This window comes from Mesorhizobium sp. XAP4, assembly GCF_029269325.1.
In the GTDB taxonomy this organism is placed as follows: Bacteria; Pseudomonadota; Alphaproteobacteria; order Rhizobiales; family Rhizobiaceae; genus Mesorhizobium; species Mesorhizobium ciceri.
In genome coordinates this window covers 311,956-328,110 of sequence record NZ_JARIXW010000002.1, presented here as the reverse complement: position 1 = coordinate 328,110, position 16,155 = coordinate 311,956, and the positions used below count along the sequence as shown (strand labels likewise).

General features: G+C 64.3%; 18 protein-coding genes and 1 pseudogene. 10 read left to right on the top strand and 9 right to left on the bottom strand.

Going from position 1 to position 16,155, the window contains the following annotated elements; genetic code table 11:
* Positions 1–6: 6 nt before the first annotated feature.
* The 5 genes and pseudogenes from P3C39_RS10525 to P3C39_RS10505 all read left to right on the top strand — a co-directional run bounded on the left by P3C39_RS10525 (position 7) and on the right by P3C39_RS10505 (position 3,675).
* Positions 7–936 (top strand): hypothetical protein, encoded by a 930-nt coding sequence (locus tag P3C39_RS10525; protein ID WP_063173391.1) that lies wholly within the window; start codon positions 7–9, stop codon positions 934–936.
* Between the two features lie 221 nt (positions 937–1,157).
* Positions 1,158–1,541, top strand: coding sequence for a RidA family protein (locus P3C39_RS10520; RefSeq protein WP_063173828.1), 384 nt, complete (start codon positions 1,158–1,160; stop codon positions 1,539–1,541).
* 13 nt (positions 1,542–1,554) lie between these two features.
* A pseudogene (locus P3C39_RS10515) lies at positions 1,555–1,906 on the top strand (VOC family protein).
* A 173-nt stretch (positions 1,907–2,079) separates the two neighbouring features.
* On the top strand, positions 2,080–3,183 hold the full coding sequence (gene leuB, locus P3C39_RS10510) for a 3-isopropylmalate dehydrogenase (protein ID WP_013528791.1): 1,104 nt from the start codon (positions 2,080–2,082) through the stop codon (positions 3,181–3,183).
* Between the two features lie 69 nt (positions 3,184–3,252).
* Positions 3,253–3,675 (top strand): GNAT family N-acetyltransferase, encoded by a 423-nt coding sequence (locus tag P3C39_RS10505; RefSeq protein WP_275953409.1) that lies wholly within the window; start codon positions 3,253–3,255, stop codon positions 3,673–3,675.
* Here the strand turns inward: P3C39_RS10505 and P3C39_RS10500 are convergent.
* Entirely contained in the window at positions 3,665–4,375 is a 711-nt protein-coding gene (locus P3C39_RS10500; RefSeq protein ID WP_275953410.1) for a DUF805 domain-containing protein, read from the bottom strand. The two genes, P3C39_RS10505 and P3C39_RS10500, sit on opposite strands and share 11 nt — an antisense overlap.
* Before the next feature lie 117 nt (positions 4,376–4,492).
* Positions 4,493–6,367 carry a DEAD/DEAH box helicase gene (locus P3C39_RS10495; protein ID WP_063169562.1) on the bottom strand — a complete coding sequence of 625 codons (1,875 nt, stop codon included), beginning with the start codon at positions 6,365–6,367 and terminating at the stop codon, positions 4,493–4,495.
* Between the two features lie 198 nt (positions 6,368–6,565).
* Between P3C39_RS10495 and P3C39_RS10490 the strand changes: the two genes are divergently transcribed.
* Both P3C39_RS10490 and P3C39_RS10485 read left to right on the top strand, forming a co-directional pair.
* Positions 6,566–6,715 (top strand): hypothetical protein, encoded by a 150-nt coding sequence (locus P3C39_RS10490; protein WP_167355191.1) that lies wholly within the window; start codon positions 6,566–6,568, stop codon positions 6,713–6,715.
* Between the two features lie 107 nt (positions 6,716–6,822).
* The gene (locus P3C39_RS10485) at positions 6,823–7,857 is read left to right on the top strand and encodes an aspartate-semialdehyde dehydrogenase (protein ID WP_013528795.1); all 1,035 of its coding nucleotides are present in this window, start codon (positions 6,823–6,825) and stop codon (positions 7,855–7,857) included.
* Between the two features lie 156 nt (positions 7,858–8,013).
* Here P3C39_RS10485 and P3C39_RS10480 read toward each other — a convergent pair whose 3' ends face one another.
* Entirely contained in the window at positions 8,014–8,421 is a 408-nt protein-coding gene (locus tag P3C39_RS10480; protein WP_275953411.1) for an ACT domain-containing protein, read from the bottom strand.
* Between the two features lie 189 nt (positions 8,422–8,610).
* On the opposite strand from P3C39_RS10480, the gene P3C39_RS10475 reads away from it, so the two are divergent.
* From P3C39_RS10475 to P3C39_RS10465, 3 genes are all read left to right on the top strand, one after another.
* Positions 8,611–9,516 carry a bestrophin family ion channel gene (locus P3C39_RS10475; RefSeq protein WP_027162876.1) on the top strand — a complete coding sequence of 302 codons (906 nt, stop codon included), beginning with the start codon at positions 8,611–8,613 and terminating at the stop codon, positions 9,514–9,516.
* Between the two features lie 121 nt (positions 9,517–9,637).
* Positions 9,638–10,048: a DoxX family protein gene (locus P3C39_RS10470; protein ID WP_013528798.1), complete on the top strand. Its 411-nt coding sequence runs from the start codon at positions 9,638–9,640 to the stop codon at positions 10,046–10,048.
* A gap of 134 nt (positions 10,049–10,182) precedes the next feature.
* Positions 10,183–10,446: a glycine zipper domain-containing protein gene (locus tag P3C39_RS10465; protein ID WP_013528799.1), complete on the top strand. Its 264-nt coding sequence runs from the start codon at positions 10,183–10,185 to the stop codon at positions 10,444–10,446.
* An 85-nt stretch (positions 10,447–10,531) separates the two neighbouring features.
* On the opposite strand, the gene rpsP is transcribed toward P3C39_RS10465, so the two are convergent.
* From rpsP to P3C39_RS10435, 6 genes are all read right to left on the bottom strand, one after another.
* Positions 10,532–10,933: a 30S ribosomal protein S16 gene (gene rpsP / locus P3C39_RS10460; protein ID WP_013528800.1), complete on the bottom strand. Its 402-nt coding sequence runs from the start codon at positions 10,931–10,933 to the stop codon at positions 10,532–10,534.
* 37 nt (positions 10,934–10,970) lie between these two features.
* Positions 10,971–11,297, bottom strand: a complete 327-nt coding sequence (locus P3C39_RS10455) for a chorismate mutase (protein ID WP_013528801.1) — start codon at positions 11,295–11,297, stop codon at positions 10,971–10,973.
* Positions 11,298–11,304: 7 nt separating this feature from the next.
* Positions 11,305–12,915: a signal recognition particle protein gene (gene ffh, locus P3C39_RS10450; RefSeq protein ID WP_024504031.1), complete on the bottom strand. Its 1,611-nt coding sequence runs from the start codon at positions 12,913–12,915 to the stop codon at positions 11,305–11,307.
* Between the two features lie 290 nt (positions 12,916–13,205).
* Positions 13,206–14,156, bottom strand: a complete 951-nt coding sequence (locus P3C39_RS10445; protein WP_013528803.1) for a CPBP family intramembrane glutamic endopeptidase — start codon at positions 14,154–14,156, stop codon at positions 13,206–13,208.
* A gap of 170 nt (positions 14,157–14,326) precedes the next feature.
* Complete coding sequence (locus P3C39_RS10440; protein ID WP_063169558.1) at positions 14,327–14,926, bottom strand: DUF1236 domain-containing protein; 600 nt, start codon at positions 14,924–14,926, stop codon at positions 14,327–14,329.
* Between the two features lie 63 nt (positions 14,927–14,989).
* Entirely contained in the window at positions 14,990–16,087 is a 1,098-nt protein-coding gene (locus P3C39_RS10435) for a putative zinc-binding metallopeptidase (RefSeq protein WP_013528805.1), read from the bottom strand.
* Positions 16,088–16,155 lie beyond the last annotated feature (68 nt).

Genomic DNA, 16,155 nt, shown 5'->3' with positions numbered 1-16,155 from the left:
ACAGTCATGACACGTTCGCTTCTTGCCGGCCTTTGCGGGCTGGCCTTGTTGCTGGGGCAAATCGCCAGCGCGTCTGCGCAGACCCAGACGCCCGCCACACAGCCGGCCCCGGCGACGGAGCAGCCGTCCGCCGATCAGGGGACGAACGCCGCCGATGCTTCCGATGACGACAAGCAAGCTCCCGTCCCATTCGAAGGCGGCACGCTGACCATCACCCAGAAGGAACAGTACGGCGAGAAGGTGCTCGCCTATGACGGTCAGCAGCTGGCCAGCAATTACGATGTCTTCTTCGACAAAACAGTCGAGGTCGGCGGCGTCAAGGTGGCGCTGTTCGATGTCGGCGACGGCGGCAATCAATGCGGGCCGGCGACGGTGATCGTCTGGAAACCGGAAGGCGGCACGATCCAGAGCACCACGGTCGAGCAGGACCAGTGCGGCGCGCCGCCCTCGGCGGTGTCCGACAACGCCATCTATTTCGTGCCCTACCTGTTGCCGGGAGATCAGAAGCCGGCTTTGCAATGGTCGCCGACCGACGGGCTGACGATTTCGGGCAATCTGACCTACATGCCGGAACCCGGAACGGACTGGAAAGACATCGATCCGGAAAAGTACCAGAACATCATCGACGCCTTCCACAATGAGGCCGTCTACAAGGAAGCGGAAAAGCTGCTCGGCAAGGACATGGCCGACATGGCGACCAGCCTGCTGGTCGGCGGCGGCACCGAAAAGACCGCTTCGGGCGCCTTCTACGCCAGCGGCTGCGTGCCGCATGACTGCGGCGGCAATGACGGCTTCATGGCGGTCGACCCGGCCCAGCACAAACTCTACTTCGCCCGCCGCGGCGACAATGGCCAGCCGCAGGCGTGGCCTGGTGTGGCGACATGGCCGGCGGATGTGAAGGCGGCGTTGGACAAGGCGCTGGGGGCGGCAAATTAAAGCTTTAGCGTTGCGCAGCACCCCCTCGCTTTCGTCATCCTATGGTCTGCGCCGCGTCGCTACGCTCCTTGCTCCGCCATAGGATGACGACGGAAGGGATGCTTCAACCAATCTCGGAGGTTCGCGCTTCGCTTCCGGGATAACAGTTTGCCTGGCTTGGCCCACGACCCGCGCCGTTCCGCCTGCTAATGCTGGCCGACAACCCAAGCAAGGCCCCTCATATGCGCAAACTCATCTCCACCGGTTCGCCGTTCGAAAAGACCGCCGGCTATTCGCGCGCCGTGGTGCAGGGCGACTGGTGTTTTGTGTCCGGCACCACCGGCTACGACTATGCGACGATGACGATGCCGGAGACGGTGGAGGCGCAGACGCGCAATTGCCTGGCGACGATCGGCAACGCGCTGAAGGACGGCGGCTTCGAGATGGCTGACGTGGTGCGGGCGCATTACTACATCACCGACCAGGCCTTCGTGGATGTAGTCTTCCCGATCCTCGGCGAGACGTTCGGTGACATCAGGCCGGCAGCGACGATGATCGTCTGCCAGCTCAACAAACCGGAAATGAAGATCGAGATCGAGGTGACGGCGCTGCGGCGCACGGCCTGAAGGGCGACCGACGATGAAAGTCCAGCGCATCGTTGCCAATATCGAGACAGCGGATGTCGCGGCGGCGAAGCGTTTCTACCAGGATGTGCTCGGTCTCGACCTGCTGATGGACCTCGGCTGGATCGCGACCTACGGCTCGCAAGCAAAGATGGATGTCCAGGTCAGCTTCATGGCGCAAGGCGGCTCCGGGCACGCCGGTGCCCGACCTCTCCATCGAGGTCGACGATGTCGATGCGGCGCTCGACGCCATGCAGGCGGCGGGCTTTGCCATCGAATACGGACCGGCCGACGAGCCCTGGGGCGTGCGGCGCTTCTACGTCCGCGATCCGTTCGGCCGGCTGATCAACATTCTCTCGCATCGGTAGACGGCCACAGGACGCTTCCGACGCTGGCGGGACAGAAGGATCTCGGCGCTCGTCCCCTTGCATGCAACTCGCTTGGCGTTTAGCAAGACCGCGGTCGCACAGCGACGCGCGCCTTTTGGGGCGCAAAGGACGCTGTGCAAATCGAAACACATTCTTTCCAGGACGGTTTCTCCATGGCAACGAAGCATCTTTTCCTGCTCCCCGGTGACGGCATCGGTCCTGAGGCCATGGCCGAGGTCAAGAAACTGATCGCGGTCATGAACGACAGGCTCGGCAGCGGTTTTGCCACCGATGAGGGGCTGGTCGGCGGCTGCGCCTATGACGCGCATGGCGCGGCGATCTCCGATGCCGACATGGAAAAGGCGATGGCGGCCGACGCGGTGCTGTTCGGCGCCGTCGGCGGTCCGAAATGGGATGCGGTGCCCTACGAGGTGCGCCCGGAAGCCGGCCTGCTGCGCCTGCGCAAGGACATGGAGCTATTCGCCAATCTGCGCCCGGCCATCTGCTATCCGGCGCTGGCGGCGTCCTCCTCGCTCAAGCAGGAGGTGGTCGAAGGTCTCGACATATTGATCGTGCGCGAGCTGACCGGTGGCGTCTATTTCGGCGAGCCCAAGCAGATCATCGATCTCGGCAACGGACAGAAGCGCGGCATCGACACGCAGGTCTACGACACGTTCGAGATCGAGCGCATTTCGGGCGTCGCCTTCGAACTCGCGCGCACCCGCAAGAACCACGTCACCTCGATGGAAAAGCGCAATGTGATGAAGTCGGGCGTGTTGTGGAACGAGGTCGTCACCCAGACCCACAAGGCGCGCTATTCCGACGTCAAGCTCGACCACATGCTGGCCGACGCCGGCGGCATGCAGCTGGTGCGCTGGCCAAAGCAGTTCGACGTCATCGTCACCGACAATCTGTTCGGCGATATGCTGTCCGATATCGCCGCTATGCTGACCGGCTCGATCGGCATGCTGCCGTCGGCCTCGCTCGGCGCGCCTGACGTGAAGACCAAGAAGCGCAAGGCGCTCTACGAGCCGGTGCACGGTTCGGCGCCCGACATTGCCGGCAAGGGCATTGCCAACCCGATCGCCATGATCGCCTCCTTCGCCATGTGCCTGCGCTATTCCTTCGGCATGGTCGATGAAGCCGACCGCGTCGAAGGCGCGATCGCCGCCGTGCTCGACGCGGGCCTGCGGACGAAAGACATCATGTCCGATGGCATGACCGAGGTCGGTACGGTTGAGATGGGCGACGCGATCATCGCCAAATTCCTGGGCTGATACCGTGACGGTCGACGTCCGCTGGGCGACGATCGAGGACGCGACGACGCTCGCGACCATGTTTGCGAGATGGCGGAACATTATCGGCAACCGCCTCTCGATGCCGACCGGGCCCTGTCTGCGGCACGAAAATGGCTTGGCGAGGAAAGCCCGGCCTATCCGCATTTCGCGCTCGCCTTCATCGAGGGCGAGGTCAGCGGCCTGGCGTCGGTGGCGATCGCGCATCCCGGTATCGATCTCGAGCGGCTGCTGTTCCTCAAGGACCTGTTCGTGCGCGACAAAGCCCGCAACGCTGGTGTCGGCCGGGCGCTGATCGGCTTTCTCGCCGATCATTGCCTGCGCGAAGGCATCGGCCGCATCGACCTGACCAGCGAGGACTGGAACGAAGGCGCGCAGCGTTTCTACGACCGGCTTGGCGCAGAACGCCACGGCCAGAAGGTCTTTCTCAGGCTTTCGGGCGAGGCGCTGAAGGCGATCATCCCTAGACCCTGACGCCCGCCGGCACCGGTCCCCACTGGTTTTCGCGGGCCTGCGTCGGGACCAGCGCGAAGACCAGGATGATCAGGCTGCCGATGGTCGGGATCAGCACCACCAGATAAAGCCAGCCCGAGAGGCCGATGTCATGGATGCGGCGAACGGTCATGCCGAGGCTGGGCAGCAGTGTCGCCAGGACGAAGGTGCCGCAAAGGCCGACGGTTACCGCCGCCGATACGCTGCTGTCGAAATTGCCCATTTCGTTGTCGGCGAAAAGACCGATACCGCCGATGACAAGCAGCGAGACCACCCAGAACAGGAAATAACCCCAATATTCCTTGCGGCGGGCACGTCCGGCGAAATTGAAATAGTTCTGCGTCACGCCACGCCAGAAATAGCCCCAGAGATCGCTGGGCTCGGCCGGCCCGGAGGAACGGCCGAAATGCTGGGCCTGTGGCGCAGAAGCGGATGGTGCGTTACCGGCTTGAGTCGGCGCGGCGCTCGTACCAGCGTCGCCGGCCGGTGCAGCCGTCTCGGCGGCGATCAAAAAGACGTCGCGCGCCTGGCCGCCGCCCGCCTGGAATTCCACGCCCGCGCCCTTCCGCATAGTGGTTTCCCGGCGCAGGTTTTCGCGGGTGAAGGTGTAGCGGTTGCCGTCGGCTCCGGTGATGAAGCCGAAGCCCTGGACTTCGTCATAGTGAAGCACTTTGCCGCGCATTTGCCACCCCCACTTGCCACGTCCCTGCCAAGGTGTGGCACATGGCCGAACCGATGGGCAAGACCGCATCGGGATGCGGCCGGCGTCATGCGGGCGAATGAGGCTCGTTGCCCGGTCTTACGAAGGCCGCTTCTTCGCCTTCTTGTGCTTGGGTGCACCAGAGGTGTCGAATTTCGGCTTGCCCGGCTTCTTCGCCCAGGGCTTTGCATCATGCGGGGCGGTCGGGCGCTGATCGGCTGCTGCCGGTGCACGTTTTTCGAATTTGCGCTTCGGCGCGTTGGGATCGAACGGCGCCTTGCCGCGATGCGGCTTCTTGTCGGGGCTTGGCGGCTGATAGCCGGCGCGCGACAGATCGGGCGTACCGTCGAGCCGCTTCACCAGGATGTTGCCTTGCAGCTTCCGGTCGGGACCGATCGCGGCCAGGAAGCGGTCTGCCCAATCCGCCGCGATCTGCACGTAGGTCTCTTCCGGCTGCATCTTGATGGCGCCGATCTCTCGCTTCGAGATGCTGCCGGTGCGGCATAGCATCGGGATGAGCCAGCGCGGTTCGGCATTCTGCCGGCGCCCGATCGACAGCGAGAACCAGACGCTGTCGCCGAAATCGTCGCGGCGGCTGGGCGCCTCGTCGCGGCGCGCGAAACCTTCGCCCGCCGGTCTTTCACGCGACGGCGTGAAGGGCGCGATCTCCATGAGGTCCTCGGGGGCCGAGCGGCTGGCGCGGCACTGGCGCACGAAGGCAGCGGCCACCTGTTCGGCGCCATGCCTGGCGAGCAGTGCGTCGATGAAGGAGCGCTCGTCCTCCTTCACCGGCTCATCGAAAGCCGGATCGGCAAGGATGCGCTCGTCGTCGCGCCGCATCACGTCGTCGGCCGAGGGCGGGCTCGCCCATGTCGCCTTGAGGCCGGCGTTCTGCAACAGCCGTTCGGTGCGCTTGCGGGCGCTGTTGGGCACGATCAGCGCGCTGACGCCCTTGCGCCCGGCGCGGCCGGTGCGGCCGCTGCGGTGCAGCAGCGTTTCCGGGTTGGTCGGCAAATCGGCGTGGATGACCAGCTCAAGATTGGGCAGGTCGATGCCGCGCGCCGCGACATCGGTGGCGATACAGACTTTTGCGCGGCCGTCCCGCATCGCTTGCAGCGCATGGCTGCGCTCGTTCTGGCTGAGCTCGCCCGACAGGGCGACGACGGAGAAGTTGCGGTTGTTGAAGCGCGCGGTCAGATGATTGACGGCGGCACGCGTGTTGCAGAACACCAGCGCATTCTTGGCTTCATAATAGCGCAGCACATTGATGATGGCGTTCTCGCGGTCGGGCTGGGCGACGCTCAGCGCCCGATATTCGATGTCGAGATGCTGCTTCTCCTCGCCGGCGGCCGAAATGCGCACCGCATCGCGCTGATAGCCCTGGGCGAGCGTGGCGATCGAGCGCGGCACCGTGGCCGAGAACATCAGCGTCCGGCGTTCGGCCGGAGCGGCGTCGAGGATGAATTCGAGGTCTTCGCGAAAGCCGAGATCGAGCATCTCGTCGGCCTCGTCGAGCACCACCGCCTTCAGCGCCGACATGTCGAGCGAGCGCCGGGTGATGTGGTCGCGCAGCCGGCCGGGCGTGCCGACGACGATATGGGCGCCACGCTCCAGCACCCGCCGCTCCGAGCGCATGTCCATGCCGCCGACGCAGGACGCCACGGTGGCGCCGGTCAGTTCGTAGAGCCATTCCAGTTCGCGCGTCACCTGCAAGGCGAGTTCGCGCGTCGGCGCCACCGCCAGCGCCAGTGGTGCGGCGGCGTGGCCGAAGCGCTCCGCGCCCTCAAGCAGGGTCGGCGCCAGAGCGAGGCCGAAGGCCACCGTCTTGCCGGAGCCGGTCTGCGCCGAAACCAGCGCATCGGCCTCGCCGAGCTCGGGCGCCACGACCGCCTTCTGGACGGGCGTCAGCTCGGAATAGCCGCGTTTCTCCAGCGCCCTGGCAAGCGCTGGAACAAGTGCTTCGAAGTTGGACATCTCACTCTTTCGGAATTTTAGGGTCCGCGCTCATCACGGAGCACATGCCGGGGCGGGCCTCGCGCCAGCCAAACAATCTTGGCCGTTCGTACTTCGCGTAGCCGCGATTGTACAGGGCGCGCGCAAAACCAGGCGCCGCTCGGCAATTGACTCTTGACGCAAACCGCGTAAAAGCCGGCACCGAACGGGACAGTTTCGATGCGCGGCCTTTTGACGGCTCTTCCTGCATTCGATGCCCCCAGCCTCAATGCACATCATTGGGCCGGGCGCGTCGGCGCATCTCCTCGTTTCAGCAAAACCGCATTCTTGGCCGAGAAAACTGGCAAAACCACCACCAAAACGGTGTGATTCCCTTGGCCTAACCACCCTCTCCCGGGTTCGGCCCGGGGGACGGAACCCGCAGCGGCCAGCGGGTTTCTCCAAAAACCAAGCGGAGAGGGACAGGAGATTTTTCGATGAGTTTCAAGGTAGCGATCGTCGGCGCCACGGGCAATGTGGGCCGGGAAATGCTCAACATATTGGAAGAGCGCGGCTTTCCGGTAAGCGAAGTCGTGGCGCTGGCGTCGCGGCGCAGCCAGGGCACGGAAGTGTCGTTCGGCGACCGCACGCTGAAGGTGAAGACGCTCGACCAGTATGATTTTTCCGACACCGACATCTGCATCATGTCGGCCGGCGGCAGCGTCTCCAAGGAATGGTCGCCGAAGATCGGCAAGCAGGGCTGCGTCGTCATCGATAATTCGTCGGCCTTCCGCTACGACCAGGACGTGCCGCTGATCGTGCCGGAAGTGAACCCGGACGCGATCTCGCTGTTCACGCGCAAGAACATCATCGCCAATCCGAACTGCTCGACGGCGCAATTGGTGGTGGCATTGAAGCCACTGCACGATTTCGCAACCATCAAGCGCGTCGTCGTCGCCACCTATCAATCGGTGTCGGGCGCCGGCAAGGAAGGCATGGACGAACTCTTTACCCAGACCCGCGCGGTCTTCGTCGCCGATGGCGTCGAGGTCAAGAAGTTCACCAAGCGCATCGCCTTCAATGTCATCCCGCACATCGACGTCTTCCTCGACGACGGCTCCACCAAGGAAGAGTGGAAGATGGTCGCCGAGACCAAGAAGATGCTCGACCCCAAGATCAAGCTGACGGCGACCTGCGTGCGCGTGCCGGTGTTCATCGGCCACTCGGAAGCGGTCAACATCGAGTTCGAAAAGCCGATCACCGCCGACGACGCGCGGGATATCCTGCGTGAAGCCCCAGGTTGCCAGGTCTTGGACAAGCGCGAGGACGGAGGCTACATCACGCCGCTGGAATCGGCCGGCGAGGACGCCACCTTCATCTCGCGCATCCGCGAGGATTCGACCATCGACAACGGCCTGTCGATGTGGATCGTCTCCGACAATCTGCGCAAGGGCGCCGCACTCAACGCGGTGCAGATCGCCGAGCTTTTGGTCGAGCGCGGCCTGATCCAGCCGAAGAAGAAGGCGGCCTGACGGCTGATTTAGTTTTCGCTCACGGGCCGCACCGCCGCTAGCGCGGCTGGCCCGCGGTCGCGGGCTCCGCCCTCGGCCGGGATGCTGAAGGTTTGCGGAGCATTGATGAAGGCCAATCTCCCCCACGAGGGGGAGATCGGCAGCTTCGCCGATGCGCTACACTCGGTTGTCCTCGGCCAGCCCGATCAGCAGCTTCAGTGCCTCCTGCGCCCTATCGGCGGGAACGAACAGATGGTCGTGATAAAAGGCCGAAACCGGGTTCACGCCCATGCCGGCGGCGGCCAGGCGCGTGGTGATGGCGGCGAGGAAGCCGACGGCTTCCAGCGACGAATGGATGTTCAGCGTCAGCATCCGGCAGCGGAACGAAGCGGTCAGTGCCGCGGCGCTGGCCTCCTCCTCGGTCACGATCAGCGTCACACCCTCGCGCTCGCGAAACACCATCACCGGCTCAACGCCTTCCGGCTGAGGGACGCCGGGTGCCAGCGTGACGAAGACATAGGCGCCGGCGAGCAGCTCCGGTGTCATCGACGCCAGCAGTGTCTTGAGATCGGTTTCGCCGGCCATCTGTCTTCCCTCGCCTGCAAAAAAACGGGCCGCAGCCCACGTGCTCTTCAATATCCGCGACCGGCGCGTGCCGATAGTCCAGGCGCTGCAAGGACGACATGGCGATGTCGCTGGCGGCTGGGCTTGCAGAGCTGTCGCATCGCACAATAGAGAAGCTGAGGGCCAGTGCCGGTCCGTGAAAGGCCTTCGATGATCGTTCGCCCGCGCCCCACATTCCTGCAGCTGTTCTTCATCATGCGCGGTTCGGTCGTGCCACGCATTCTGCCGCAGATATTGGGCTTCGCGCTTTATTCCGCGATCATCCTGGCCGCGGCGCGCCGGTTCCAGCTTGATTTCAGCGTCTTCAACATCACGCCTTTCGGCCTGGTCGGCGTGACATTGTCGATCTATCTCTCGTTCCGCAACAACGCCGCCTACGACCGTTGGTGGGAGGCGCGCAAGCTGTGGGGCGCGCTGGTCTTCGAAATGCGCAACCTGGCACGCGCCACCACCAGCCTCATCCCGGACCAGACTGAACAGCGCGCCTTGCTGATGGAAGCGCTCGCCTTCTGTCATTTCCTGCGCGGGCAGCTGCGCAAGATCGACAGCATGAAGGATGCCCGTGCCTTCATCGACGCCGAGGCGGACAAGGCAGCAGCCTTTTCCAATCCGGCGGATGAGATGGTCAGGCGCATGGGCCGGCGTGCCAATGCGCAGCGCCTGGCGGGCGACGTCGACACGATCGGCTTTCGTATCCTCGATGAGAGGCTCGCGTCGGTCGCGGCCATCCAGGCCGGCTGCGAGCGGATCGCCGGTACGCCCTTGCCGTTCGCCTACACGCTGCTGGTGCATCGCACGGCCTATATCGTCTGCCTGCTGCTGCCGGTCGGCCTGATCTCGACCACCGGTTGGGCGACGCCGCTGTTCACCGCGCTGATCGCCTATACTTTCTTCGGCCTCGACGCGCTGTCGGAAGAGCTCGAGGATCCGTTCGGCACCGAAGCCAACGACCTCGCTCTCGACAGCCTCTGCCGTGTCTGCGAAATCTCGGTGTTCGAGGCGCTGGGCGAAACGCCGCCGAAGATGATCCCGGCGGAAAAGTTCTATTTTTCGTAGGCAAAGGCGCGCGGGCTTAGCGGGATTAAAAGAATCCGCCCCGCTGTCGGATCGCCGCTCCATGCCACGTCCTTGGTTCGACCCCAGCAAGAAGGGGATAGAACCATCAGGAGGGACCATCATGAGCATTTCCGAAACCGCGCCCGTCTCGCCGGGCGCTTTGTGGACCGGCCGCGCGCTCAGCGGCGTCATCGTGCTGTTCATGATCTTCGACGGCGCCATCAAGCTGCCGCCGCTCGATATCGTCGTCCAGACGATGGTACCGCTTGGCTGGCCGGCCGATCCGAATGTCGCGCGCATGCTTGGCGTCATCGGCCTGATCTCGACCGCTCTCTATGCGCTGCCGCGCACCTCGGTGCTCGGCGCCATCCTGCTCACCGCCTATATGGGCGGCGCCATCGCCACCAATGTCCGCGTCGACAACCCGCTGTTCTCGCACATTCTGTTCGGCGTCTATCTCGGCATTATCCTGTGGGGTGGCCTGTATCTGCGCGATCCCAGGCTCCGCGCGCTGATCCCGTTCAGCCGTTAGATCCGGATCGAAGCACCGCTTTCAACTCGAAGCCTGAACCCTTTGCCGGGCAATATCTCAGGGATCGAATCGTCGAGTTGCGAGTTAGAGATTCGCCCGGCGGCGGAGGCGGCTCCTATCGGAGAGGAACGACGATGAAGAAAACGATGCTTTTGATGGCGCTGCTGGTGCCGCTCGCCGCTTGTTCGCAAACGGAAAAAGGCGCGGCCGTAGGCGGCCTCGGTGGCGCTGCCGTCGGTGCGGCGGTCGCCGGCGATCCGGTTGAAGGCGCCGTCGTCGGTGGTGCTGTCGGCGCTGTTGCCGGCGCGCTGATCGGCCGGGCGAGCGAGCGTGGCGAATGCCGCTACCGCGATAGCCGTGGCCGCGTCTATATTGACCGCTGCCCGCGCGGCTATTGACCGGGCGGCTTTTACAGACAGGGTCGAATGAAAAAAACGGCGGGCACATGGCCCGCCGTTTTCCTGGATGCGATAGAGCAAATACTTATTCGGCGGTTGCGGCTTCCGCCTCGGCCGGTGCAGCCGCGGCGGCGGCAACGGCAGCAGCGGCATCTTCCTGCGCCTTCTTCAGAAGAGCAGCGCGTTCCTGCGCCTTCTTGCCCGGCTCGGCCTTCTTCGGGTTGGAACGGGCGTCGCGCTTGACGAGGCCGGCCTCGTCGAGGAAGCGCAGCACGCGGTCGGTCGGCTGGGCGCCATGCGCCAGCCAATGCTTGACGCGGTCGGCGTCGACCTTGACGCGTTCGCCGTCCTTGGGCAGCAGCGGGTTCCACGAGCCGATGGACTCGATGAACCGGCCGTCACGCGGCGAACGGGCGTCGGCAATGACGACGTGGTAGTAAGGACGCTTCTTCGAGCCCGCACGGGCCAGTCGGATCTTCAAGGGCATTTCTTTTCTCCTAAAAACTAAGTTCGTTGATTGGGTTTCAGTTGGTTTTCGTCACGCCGTTGGAAGCGGCGATCTGTTCGTGGTGGCGGATCACTTCGCGGACGACGAAGTTGAGGAACTTTTCCGCGAAATCCGGGTCGAGATGGGCATCCTTCGCCAGCTGGCGAAGCCGGGCGATCTGCTGCTGCTCGCGTGCCGGGTCGGCCGGCGGCAAGCCATGAGTCGCCTTCAGCACGCCAACCGCCTTGGTGCAGCGGAAGCGCTCGGCAAGCATGTGGATGAGGGCTGCGTCGATGTTGTCGATCGACGCCCGGTAATCTGCCAGGAGGGCGCGGGCGTCGGCCATGTCCTTTTCTTCGTTCATGGCGTCCTCACTTCTTCTTGCCAAGGCCGGGCAGCCCGCCACCGCCGAGGCCGGGAAGCCCGGGAAGTTTCATGCCGCCGGGCAAACCTGGCATGCCGCTGGGCAGGCCACCGCCGCCGGGAAGGCCTTTCATGCCGCCGCCTAGGCCGGCTGCCTGCGCCTGCTTCTGCAAGGCTTCGAGCTGCTTGGGATCCATCTTCGACAGGTCCGGCATGCCGCCGCCCATCATGCCACCCATACCGCCGGGCATCATGCCGCCGAGGCCCATCTTGGAGGCGAGGCCGCCCATCATGCCGCGCATCAGGCCGCCGCCTTTGCCCTTGCCGCCCATCGCCTTCATCATGTCGGCCATGCCGCGATGCATTTTGAGCAGCTTGTTGATTTCGGCCGCGTCGGTGCCGGAACCGGCAGCGATGCGCTTCTTGCGCGAATGCTTGAGCAAATCGGGATTGGCGCGCTCTGCCTTGGTCATCGACGAGATGATGGCGAGCTGGCGGCCGAACATCTTGTCGTCGAGACCGGCGGCGGCCATCTGGTCCTTCATCTTGCCCATGCCGGGCATCATGCCCATGATGCCGCCCATGCCGCCCATCTTCGACATCTGCTGAAGCTGGCCGGCGAGATCGTTCAGGTCGAACTTGCCCGACTGCATCTTCTTGGCCATCGCCGCCGCCTGTTCGGCGTCGATGTTCTCGGCGGCCTTTTCGACGAGCGAGACAATGTCGCCCATGCCGAGGATGCGGTCAGCGATGCGCTTGGGGTGGAATTCCTCCAGCCCGTCCATCTTTTCGCCGGTGCCGATCAGCTTGATCGGCTTGCCGGTGACGGCGCGCATCGAAAGGGCAGCACCGCCACGGCCGTCGCCGTCCATGCGGGTCAGCACGAGACCGGTGATGCCGACGCGCTCGTCGAAGCTCTTGGCCAGGTTGACGGCGTCCTGGCCGGTCAGCGAATCGGCGACCAGCAGGATTTCGTGCGGGCTCGATACCTTCTTGATGTCGGCCATCTCGACCATCAGCGGCTCGTCGATATGGGTGCGGCCGGCGGTGTCGAGGATGACGACGTCGTGGCCGCCGAGCTTGGCCGCCTGCACGGCGCGGCGCGCGATGTCGACCGGCGACTGGCCGTCGATGATCGGCAGCGTGGCGACCTTGACCTGTTCGCCGAGCTGGCGAAGCTGCTCCTGCGCGGCGGGGCGCCGCGTGTCGAGCGAGGCCATCAGGACCTTCTTGTTCTGACGCTCGGAAAGACGCTTGGCGATCTTGGCCGAAGTGGTCGTCTTGCCGGAACCCTGCAGGCCGACCATCATGATGACGACCGGCGCCGGGGCATTGAGATCGATGGCGACGCCTTCGGCGCCGAGCATGTCGACCAGTTCGTCATGAACGATCTTGACGACCATCTGGCCGGGCTTGATCGACTTGACCACGGCAGCGCCGACGGCCTTCTCGCGCACCTTGTCGGTGAAGGAGCGCACCACTTCCAGCGCCACGTCGGCTTCGAGCAGCGCACGGCGCACCTCGCGCAGCGCCGCCGAGACATCAGCCTCCGACAGCGCGCCGCGGCCGGTCAGGCCGTTCAGGATCGAACCAAGACGTTCCTGTAGCGATTCAAACATTCGTTTTCCTTTTCCCTGGCACCCGGATGGTGCCCGAGAGGTAATGCGTTCGCGCCCAGTGTCCAACCAAAAGTCCAAGCAAAAGCCAAAACCAAAAAGCACCCGGGGGCGCTCAGCGCTGCCGGGTGTTGGCCTCCAGGATCGATTTACAGCACTTCACCTCAAAGAGGTTTCGGCGTCCTGGTCGGCTTGCTCGGAGGGATACTCGTCGCGGAAGTCGGGGCGTGTAGACAGGAAATCTGCGCAAGAGTCAAGACAAGGGCCGGGTAGCGTCGTTCCCGGACCCGCATTCAGGCCGTGCTCGCGCGGTCCGGAAGCTCGGCGGCGACCTTGAGCGGCGAGCGCGGATGCAAAAGCAGCCCGATGGTCAGCAGGCTGCAGGCGATGCCGATGAAGGCGATGAGAACCGCATCCGACGTTGCCCAGCCCGGTCCCTCGAGCGGCCTGGCGTTGAACAGGGCGAAGGAATTGTAGCTTTCCTGATGCGAGATCAGCAGGAAGCCGGTCAGGTTGTTGCCGAGATGAGCACCCAGCGCGGCGCCGAGATTGCCTGTTGCGTAAACGACAAGCGTCAGCAGCAACGCGAAAGCGGCGATCGACGCCAGCACACAGGCGTTGATGGCTGGCGACGAACTCGCACTCCAATGCAGCGAGGTGAACAGCAGGGCCGGCAGCAGCGCCCAGATGAACGGGCTCTTGAACCGGCTGGCCAGCCCGCGCAGCAGGTAGCCGCGAAACAGCAACTCTTCCGACGAGGTCTGCAACAGAGTGAGCGCGGCGATCGGGATCGCAAACAGCAGCCAGGACGACAGGCTGATCGGGCCGCGCGCGATCTGCGGCTGCAAGAGATAGAGCAGGATTTCGGAGATCAACGAGGTGATCAGCACCGCGATCAGCCCCTTGAGGAAGCCGGACCATGAAACACGCCGGCTGTTGCCGAGCAGCGCCGACAGCTTCTCGCCATGCACCCAGCGCATCGCGACCCACAGGCCGATCCAGATGCCGGCGAACGAGACGAGCGCGGTGAGAATGCCGATGGGCGAGGCGAGGAAACCCTGCATGCCGGATGATGGGGCCGCCTGCCGGGCGAAGAAGGCATAGGTGCCGCCGACCAGCACGGCCACGGTGGTTGCTGCCCAAAAAAGGACGACGATCCCCGTTCCGAGCAACAGGCGCGGCAAGGTCGTCCTGGCGTTCGGCGAATGCCTGTAGCGCTCGAAGGCGGCCGGATCGATGGTCACGCGGGCTCCTTTGCCAAAGTCATCGCCTATTGACTAACCGACCGCCGGAAAAATCGGAAGTTTTCCGCAAAGGACAATGCTCAGAGCAGCGTCGGCGCACAAGAGGCGACGCTGCGGTGCCGCCTGCCGGCGGCCGCTGCTGTGGCAGCGGCCGCTTATGTCAATTGTCGTCAGCGCACGACGTACATGATGCGCCGGGTCTGCGGATCGATCAGCGCCCGCTGGCCGTTCACATAGACATAGCGGTAATTGTAGTCTGGAATCTCGCGCAGCTCGACGGTGTCGGGCAGGGTCGCGCCGGTGACCACTTCGCCATCGAGATAGATGGGATCGAGGCGGTGCGTGTCGACATAGGTGCGGACTTCAGCCGGGGGCGGCGGGAAGTCATCGACGACCGGATCGCTGGCGATGATCGCGCCGGTATAATCGGTCGAGTAGTTGCCGATGTCCTCCGGCGGCGAGACGACAGCAACGCTGGCGCGCCGTTGCGTCAGCACCACCCGGCTGCCGCCTATATCGGCCGTCACATAGTCGGAATAGACCCAGCCCTGGCCGCCGGCCTCGGCTATGGTGCACCATTTGCTGTTTTCGATGCAGCCATTGAGCGTTGCCGACTGACCGGCGGCGAGCACGCCGATGACAGGGTATTGCGGGCCGGGTCCGGCGCGAACGTTAAGATCGGTGACGGCTGAGACGGCGGTGTCGGCAAACGCGGCGCCCGACATCACGGTCAGCATTCCGGCGACCGCCGGAAACAACAGGGATTTCATGGTTTCTCTCCGTTTTCATGGTCCCTCGCCAGCGAAAACGGGGCAGCAGCTCATGCGTTCCCGCTAAAGCGCCTGTGCCAACTCACGATTTGTTCCCTGTTCTCCAGGCAAATCGGTCAGAAGTTCGTGAACGAAGTCCAATTTCCGCGCCGTGACGTCCGAAATGACAAAGGGATAGAGGTCCGGCAGGCCCATGCAGCGGTTGATCGAATTGGAGGCTTCCGACAGCACCAGCCAGCGGGCCAGGATCTTTTCGAAAGACTCGGGCGCGGTCGGCGGCTCCGAGGGTGCGGCCTGCAATTCGCCGCCTGTGTCGCCGCGCGGCAAGTCGTTGGCCTCCACCGTCTCCAGCCGGCCGAGCGGAAAGTTCAGTGCGTGCACCATTTCCAGCGTGTCGGTGATGTGCAGGTGGTGAGCCCAGGTCTCGGCCCAGTCCTCCCATGGATGCGAGGTCGCATAGGCCGAGATGTGGCCTTGCTGCCAGTCGGGCGGCGCACCATTGGCATAATAGGCCTTCAGCGCCTGTTCGTAATCGGCGCGGTCATCGCCGAACAGTGCGCGGAAAGCTTCGAGCCGGTGCGGATCGTCGCGGATCAGGCGGTCCCAATAATAGTGCCCAAGCTCATGACGGAAATGACCGAGCAAGGTGCGGTAGTTCTCGCCCATCTCGACGCGCCGCTTCTCGCGCTCGGCCGAATCCGCCTCGGCGACGTTGAGCGTGATCAGGCCATTGTCGTGGCCGGTCAGGATCCGCTCGCCGCCGGGGCCGCCGCCGATCGGATCGGCGAGGAAGTCGAAGGCCAGCCCGATCTCGTCGGCGGGGTTCTGCTTGGGCGCCACCGGCAGCCCGAAGGCCAGCAGCGAATAGATGGCGCGCTTCTTCGCCGCTTCGACACGGATCCAGCGGCGGCGGTTGCCGTCGACGGAGAGATCCGGGATCAACTGGTTGAGCGCACAGGCGCGGCAAAAGGCGTGTCCGGGCTCGGCCATCCAGTTGCAGGCGCATTCATCGGCGTTGGTGCACTGGAAGATGCCGTCGGCGCTCGCCAGCGCGAAACAGGCGTGCTCGGGATCGTAGAGCACGGGGTTCCCGCAGTTCAGGCACTGGGCGTTCTCGAAATAGATGCGATGGCCGCAATGGGGGCAGTCGAAGAGTTTCATGTCGGTCTCAATTCACCGGAGGTGACATAGATATTCACGGCGGCCCGTGCCCAACGCGAACAGCCGCG

What these genes read in the sequence shown, in the direction of transcription:
- P3C39_RS10465 (WP_013528799.1), top strand. Translation starts at nt 10,183, where the DNA reads ATGAAGAAAACGATGCTTTTGATGGCGCTGCTGGTGCCGCTCGCCGCT.
- P3C39_RS10435 (WP_013528805.1), bottom strand. Translation starts at nt 16,087, where the DNA reads ATGAAACTCTTCGACTGCCCCCATTGCGGCCATCGCATCTATTTCGAG.
- P3C39_RS10455 (WP_013528801.1), bottom strand. Translation starts at nt 11,297, where the DNA reads ATGAACGAAGAAAAGGACATGGCCGACGCCCGCGCCCTCCTGGCAGAT.
- P3C39_RS10495 (WP_063169562.1), bottom strand. Translation starts at nt 6,367, where the DNA reads ATGTCCAACTTCGAAGCACTTGTTCCAGCGCTTGCCAGGGCGCTGGAG.
- rpsP (WP_013528800.1), bottom strand. Translation starts at nt 10,933, where the DNA reads ATGCCCTTGAAGATCCGACTGGCCCGTGCGGGCTCGAAGAAGCGTCCT.
- P3C39_RS10480 (WP_275953411.1), bottom strand. Translation starts at nt 8,421, where the DNA reads ATGGCCGGCGAAACCGATCTCAAGACACTGCTGGCGTCGATGACACCG.
- P3C39_RS10470 (WP_013528798.1), top strand. Translation starts at nt 9,638, where the DNA reads ATGAGCATTTCCGAAACCGCGCCCGTCTCGCCGGGCGCTTTGTGGACC.
- P3C39_RS10490 (WP_167355191.1), top strand. Translation starts at nt 6,566, where the DNA reads ATGCGCGGCCTTTTGACGGCTCTTCCTGCATTCGATGCCCCCAGCCTC.
- P3C39_RS10475 (WP_027162876.1), top strand. Translation starts at nt 8,611, where the DNA reads ATGATCGTTCGCCCGCGCCCCACATTCCTGCAGCTGTTCTTCATCATG.
- P3C39_RS10520 (WP_063173828.1), top strand. Translation starts at nt 1,158, where the DNA reads ATGCGCAAACTCATCTCCACCGGTTCGCCGTTCGAAAAGACCGCCGGC.
- P3C39_RS10440 (WP_063169558.1), bottom strand. Translation starts at nt 14,926, where the DNA reads ATGAAATCCCTGTTGTTTCCGGCGGTCGCCGGAATGCTGACCGTGATG.
- P3C39_RS10500 (WP_275953410.1), bottom strand. Translation starts at nt 4,375, where the DNA reads ATGCGCGGCAAAGTGCTTCACTATGACGAAGTCCAGGGCTTCGGCTTC.
- P3C39_RS10485 (WP_013528795.1), top strand. Translation starts at nt 6,823, where the DNA reads ATGAGTTTCAAGGTAGCGATCGTCGGCGCCACGGGCAATGTGGGCCGG.
- ffh (WP_024504031.1), bottom strand. Translation starts at nt 12,915, where the DNA reads ATGTTTGAATCGCTACAGGAACGTCTTGGTTCGATCCTGAACGGCCTG.
- leuB (WP_013528791.1), top strand. Translation starts at nt 2,080, where the DNA reads ATGGCAACGAAGCATCTTTTCCTGCTCCCCGGTGACGGCATCGGTCCT.
- P3C39_RS10525 (WP_063173391.1), top strand. Translation starts at nt 7, where the DNA reads ATGACACGTTCGCTTCTTGCCGGCCTTTGCGGGCTGGCCTTGTTGCTG.
- P3C39_RS10505 (WP_275953409.1), top strand. Translation starts at nt 3,253, where the DNA reads ATGGCGGAACATTATCGGCAACCGCCTCTCGATGCCGACCGGGCCCTG.